Raw genomic sequence first — 5,603 nt, 5'->3', positions numbered from 1 at the left:
CGCCGTCGGAGTCGTGGACCGCGCGGACCAGGCCGACGGCCTCGGCCGAATCGATCGCCGCCAGCGTCGCGCCGACCTCCGTCTCGCACGTCGAGATGAGCGCGGGCAGATCGAACGTCTGGCCCAAGACCGCGGCCTGCTCGATCACCGCCCGCACGGCGGTCCCCAGCCCGGCAAGGCGGCGGGCGATCGCATCCCCGATCGACGCGGGAACCGTCTGCTGCGTGCTCAAAGTGGCAAGCCCACCGCGGATTTCGAGGTCGTTGACCAGTTCGGTGAGGAAGAACGGGTTCCCGCCGGTCCGCTCGCGCAGTAGGGCGGCGGCCGTGCGCGCCGACGCCGGGGCCAGCTGCTGGGTTCGGGCCACGAACTCGGCGATGGCCTCGGTGTCCAGCCCCGCCAGGTCCAGGCGCCGCACCCCGTCGAACCGGTGCAGTTCGGCCAGCCGGGTCGCCAGTTCATCGGATCGGTCGGGCTCGGTCGTGCGGAAGGTGACCACGACCAGCACCCGTGCGTCGGCGCAGCCGATCAATACATGCTCGAGCAGCGCGAGGGTGGGGAGCTGTGCCCAGTGCAGGTCGTCGAGGATCAACGCGACCGGGCGATCGGCCGCCAGACGCCGCAGGTATCCGGTCAACGCGTCGAAGAGGGCCTGTCTCGCCGATCCGACGTCCGGCGCCGTGCCGTCACCGGAGAGGTGCCGGTCCACGTGCGGTGACAGCCGCCGCAGTTGCGGGCCTATTTCGCCCAACGGCTCCGCCATCGACCCCGGCGGACCGGCGATCAGCAGCCGATCAAGCGCTTCAGCGAAGGGCGCGTAAGGCAGATCCTCGTCGGCGCTCGAGCTTCCCACGAGCACCGCGACGTCGTGTTCGAACAGCGTCCCGGCCACCTCCGCGGCCAGGCGCGTCTTACCGGCTCCGGGCTCACCGCCGATGAAGACCGCCTGGCGGTTGCCCGCCTCGACCCGCTCCCAGGCGTGCTCGAACACCGCGAGTTCCGCGTCACGGCCCACGAGCGGGCCGCGGCGACGAGCGATGAGTTCGGCCGGGAGCGGGGGCGGCACCCACTGCGCCATGCAAACAAGGTAACCACGGTGATGTGGGCGGGTCGATAGTCAGATGTGACTATCGTGGAATGCCTCGGAAATGCTCGGTTGTGGTCATGACGCGCGGCTCGCCGGCCTCGTAACGTCGCGGCATCAACACCCGCGAGCAAACAAGGAGGTGTGAGCGATGAGCCTCACAACCGCAACCGATGATTTCCGGGCCCGGCTCGGCTCGCAGGTGATCCTGCCGGACGATCCCGCCTACGACGACGCGCGCGCGCTGCACAACGCCATGATCGACAAGCGGCCGGCGGTGATCGCCCGCTGCCAATCGGCCGGCGACATCGCGGGCGCGCTCGAATTCGCCCGGAGCTCGAACCTGCCGGTAGCCGTCCGCGGCGGCGGCCACAACGGACCCGGGTTCGGTTCGGTCGACGGCGGCCTCGTCATCGATCTGTCGCTGATGAACCGCGTCGACGTCGACCCCGAACGGCGCACCGCCCGGGTGCAAGGCGGCGCGACGTGGGCGCAGGTCGACGGCGCCACGCACGCTCATGGTCTGGCGACGCCGACCGGCATCATCTCGACCACCGGTGTCGGCGGCCTGACCCTCGGCGGCGGCCACGGGTACCTCACCCGCAAGCACGGCCTCACGATCGACAACCTGTTGGAGGCCGAAGTGGTGCTGGCCGACGGCAACGTGGTGACGGCATCGGAATCCGAGCATCCCGACCTGTTCTGGGCGCTGCGCGGTGGCGGGGGGAACTTCGGCGTGGTCACCTCGTTCACGTTCCGCCTGCACCCGGTCCACACGGTGATCTGCGGCCCCACGGCGTGGCCCTCGTCGCACACCGCCGACATCCTGTCGTGGTACCGGGACTTCATGCCCGCGCAAGACGAGGACCTGTACGGATTCTTCGCGGCCATGACGGTCCCGCCGGTGGCGCCGTTCCCCGAGGCGTTCCACCTGCACAAGGCCTGCGCCGTGATGTGGTGCTACACGGGTGATCCCGCGGGCGCCGAAGAAGCGTTCGCGCCGATCCGCGAGATGGAACCCGCCTTCGACGGCCTGGGCGCCGCCCCCTACCCGGCGCTGCAGTCGACCTTTGATGGCCTGTATCCCAAAGGGCTGCAATGGTATTGGCGCGGCGACTTCGTCCGCACCCTCCCCGACGCATCGGTCGAGGTCCACGCCCGCTTCGCCGAGGAGCTGCCGACCATGCACTCCACGATGCACCTGTACCCCATCGACGGTGCGGTGCACCGCGTCGGCCAGACGGACACCGCGTGGGCGTACCGGGACGTGAACTTCTCGCAGGTGATCGCGGGGGTCGACCCGGACCCGGCTAACGCGGAGCTGTTGAAACGCTGGACCGTCGACTACTGGGACGCAACGCACCCGTACTCGGCAGGCGGTGCCTACGTGAACTTCATGATGGACGAGGGCCAGGAGCGGGTGCGGGCGACCTATGGCCCGAATTACCAGCGGCTCACCGAGATCAAGGCGCAATACGACCCGGACAACGTCTTCCACATCAACCAGAACATCCGGCCCGCGAGGTAGCGCGGCACTTCTAGCGGAAGGCATCTCTTGATCAGTCGGGACGTCGACGCCGACGCGGTGGCCGACTTGGCGGTGTCTCCACCCCGAGCCGCGTTGGCCGCCACCGTTGACGACGAAATTCATGTCCTGCCCGTGCATGTGAGCCTGGAGACCCCCGCCGACCCCACGCGATCGCCGCGCGTCGTCCGGGTCCCGGATGGCGGCCCAGATCTCGCCGGACGCAACGTGGTTGTGCTCGCCGACGACGGACCGCAGTGGTTTCGGCTGCGTTCGTTGACCGTCAGAGGAATGGCCGAGGCGATGGGTGCTCGCGCATATCGGATCGTGCCAGATCGGATCGTGGCCTGGGACTACGGTTCGCTTCGCGAGGTACCGGCGTCGCGCGTGCCTTCGGACCGGCGGAATGCGTTTTCTGGGGTTGACCAGACGAACGATATCAGCCCCCTGAGGTCCCCGGAACTTACTGCGGCGCTAAAAGATTCGCGGGTCGTGGTGGTCGCCACCCGGTCAAGGAAGGGCACGCCATTCGCGGTTCCGCTGTGGCTCGTTCCGCACGGCGGCCGCATCTATGCGACTACGTCGGCGTCGTCGTGGACGGTGGGGAATGTGATTGCCACGTCGGAAGTGGCCTTATTGTTGGGCGGTGAGCGCACGGGCGACCCCGGCCGGCTCCTCGTGCGAGGACATGCCCGTGCGGTCCTCGGGGCGCCGCCGCCCGCAGTGATCGCCCGGATCGCTTGGCGCTACTACCTGAAACCGGAGTTCGCGGCAGTCGAGCTGATGCATGCACGCCTCTGGGCGCTGCGACTGCGGTACTACCTCCAGTCGCGGGCCGCGTACGTTGTGATCACGCCCGAGGCGGCGACTGGAGGCCGGGTGCCGTAGGCGACACGAGCGGGGAAGCAAGCCGCCGGGCGCGGGGCTTCGCGCCGGATTATCGTCATCCCATGGATGATCCGCAGGTCTACCGCCGTCTCGCCCTGCTGGAGCAGCAGGTGCGCCTGCTGTCCGAAAGGCTCGAGCTCCCGTGCCCGACGTTCGGCAGCAACGCGGGCGCCACCGCGCCGGGCGCATTCGAGAACGGTGTGCCCGCGGAAGTCGTCGGCCTCGCCCGGTCCGGCAACAAGATCGCCGCGATCAAGCTGTACCGGGAGCTGACCGGCGCGGGCCTGCGCGAGGCGAAGGAAGTCGTCGACCCGCTTTAGGGCATCGACCGAGGTGATGCGACCTCGAAACGGTGGGGGAAGGGCCGGTAGCCTCATCGCCCGCGGCGCGATGGAGGACAACGAGATGCCGGAGGGCGTGCAACGCGGATTACGCTCGGGCGCAAACGGATTCGTGGAGTTCGGCAGGCACGAAAGCGCCACCGGGCATTTTCATGCCCCGCTTGATGGGCGCCTCGCCGTGATCGCCGGGCGCTAGGGCGTCTTGAGAAAGACGTCGTTGAGCGTGACGGTGCGCAGGTTGCGCGAGCGGATGACGTCGACCAGCTGCGGATAGACGTGGGTCACCGGCGGGTGATTGAGGTGTCCGATGACGATGGCCTGCGGGGTGAAGTACTGATCCGCCATCTGGACGATGTATTCCTCGGTGATCAACGTCGAATCCGACAGCGACCCTGACCACAACGTCGGCACCGTATAGCCCAGGTCGGCGGCGATGGCGTCGACGACTGCGTTGCGCTTCGCGTACGGCGGGCGCCAATACGGCTTTGCCCCGACCCCGTACGTCTTCTTGAGGAACTCGTCGTTGCGGGTGAGCTGCTGGGCGATCTGGTCCTTCGGCAGCGTCGTCAGATCGGGGTGCGACCACGTGTGGTTGCCGAGTTGGATCTGCCCGCTGTCGACCAAGGGCCGCAGCATGTCCGCGTTCTCGGTCCAGGAGTCATAGGTGCCGTTGACGAAGTAGGTCAGTCGCACACCGGTGTCTTTGGCGAACTGCGTGTAGGCGCGCACCACCTCGCTGTTGACGCCGTCATCGACGGTCAGCGCGAGCAGGTCGCCGTCGCCGGGAATCTTCGTCAGCGCGCCCCCGCCGGGCAGCGGGATGCGCGCGCTCGACGGCGGCGGCGGCAACAGGGCCGCCGGGGCGGCGGGTCCCGAAGTCGCCGCGGAATCCGCGGGTACGTCCGCGAAGGTTCGCGGCTGCGGGTCCACCACCAACCGCGCGGCGCCCACGCCGGCGACGACCGACGCGGCGAGCGAACCCAGGAACTGACGGCGATTCATCGCCGGCAGACGAAGGCCCGGAGCGAAGGCGCCCGACTGAACCCGTCGGTGGCTGCGCCGCGGCGCGGGCCGGGCCGACCCCCGGAGGGGTCGTCCGTCGCGCAGAAAATCCTCAGCCATCAGCAGCGAACCGTACCACTACCAGGGCGAACATTTCGGAGGCGTTACGGGAGGGCCACCTGTGAATTTTGTGATCAGTGTGGTTCACCGCCGCCGTGCTGGGGCAGCTGTACCGGCTCGGCCGCGGGCGTCCCCAGCGTTGAGGCCAGCCAGGGCAGCGCGGCTGCGAACGCCTGGGCGGCAAACGGCCAGTCATGCTTGCCCGGCTGACTGACCACGGCGCACGAGATGCCGTTCGCCGAGGCGGCCCCGCAGAGCGCGTTGGCGGCGGCGTCCTGGCCTTCCGGGTTGGCGGCGGGGTCGGTGCCGGCGGCGCCGGAGGTGGGGTTGGCTTCCTCGGCGACATTGCGCGGTTCGGACGACCCCGGGACGTCGAACCACCCCGACAGTCCGGTGTACCGACCATGCCGCGCGATCACCGTGAGCGGGTCGAAGCCGGCCCAGGCGGTTCGGTTGCCGTCGAACAGCTTGGCAATCGTTTGATCCCTGGGGCCCACGTTGGGGCTGCGGTCACCGGCGATGTCGACGAACGCGCTGAACAATTCGGGGTGCATCACGGCCAGGTCGACCGCGCAGGTGCCGCCCATCGACCACCCGGCGACGCCCCAGTTGGCTCGATCGGCGCTGACGGCGAAGTTCGACA

At 68.9% G+C, this 5,603-nt stretch carries 6 protein-coding genes; 3 read left to right on the top strand and 3 right to left on the bottom strand.

Annotated elements, in window-relative coordinates; genetic code table 11:
• Positions 1-1,078, bottom strand: a 1,078-nt coding sequence (locus A9X03_RS01155) for an AAA family ATPase (protein WP_156737722.1), incomplete at its 3' end; no start/stop codon positions are given.
• Between the two features lie 157 nt (positions 1,079-1,235).
• Here A9X03_RS01155 and A9X03_RS01150 point away from each other — a divergent pair.
• The 3 genes from A9X03_RS01150 to A9X03_RS01140 all read left to right on the top strand — a co-directional run bounded on the left by A9X03_RS01150 (position 1,236) and on the right by A9X03_RS01140 (position 3,817).
• Positions 1,236-2,612 (top strand): FAD-binding oxidoreductase, encoded by a 1,377-nt coding sequence (locus tag A9X03_RS01150; protein WP_068259281.1) that lies wholly within the window; start codon positions 1,236-1,238, stop codon positions 2,610-2,612.
• A gap of 93 nt (positions 2,613-2,705) precedes the next feature.
• Complete coding sequence (locus tag A9X03_RS28070; RefSeq protein ID WP_156746438.1) at positions 2,706-3,497, top strand: pyridoxamine 5'-phosphate oxidase family protein; 792 nt, start codon at positions 2,706-2,708, stop codon at positions 3,495-3,497.
• 62 nt (positions 3,498-3,559) lie between these two features.
• Positions 3,560-3,817, top strand: coding sequence for a ribosomal protein L7/L12 (locus A9X03_RS01140; protein WP_067759961.1), 258 nt, complete (start codon positions 3,560-3,562; stop codon positions 3,815-3,817).
• 213 nt (positions 3,818-4,030) lie between these two features.
• On the opposite strand, the gene A9X03_RS01135 is transcribed toward A9X03_RS01140, so the two are convergent.
• On the bottom strand, positions 4,031-4,840 hold the full coding sequence (locus tag A9X03_RS01135; protein WP_067759965.1) for a polysaccharide deacetylase family protein: 810 nt from the start codon (positions 4,838-4,840) through the stop codon (positions 4,031-4,033).
• A gap of 194 nt (positions 4,841-5,034) precedes the next feature.
• Positions 5,035-5,603 (bottom strand): alpha/beta hydrolase-fold protein (locus tag A9X03_RS01130; protein WP_255396415.1); only part of this gene is annotated, 569 nt, incomplete at its 5' end.

Origin of the sequence: Mycobacterium sp. E1715 (assembly GCF_001667625.1) — a bacterium.
In the GTDB taxonomy this organism is placed as follows: Bacteria; Actinomycetota; Actinomycetes; order Mycobacteriales; family Mycobacteriaceae; genus Mycobacterium.
The sequence above is the reverse complement of the archived record's forward strand: the minus strand, read 5'-3'. Positions and strand labels throughout refer to the sequence as shown.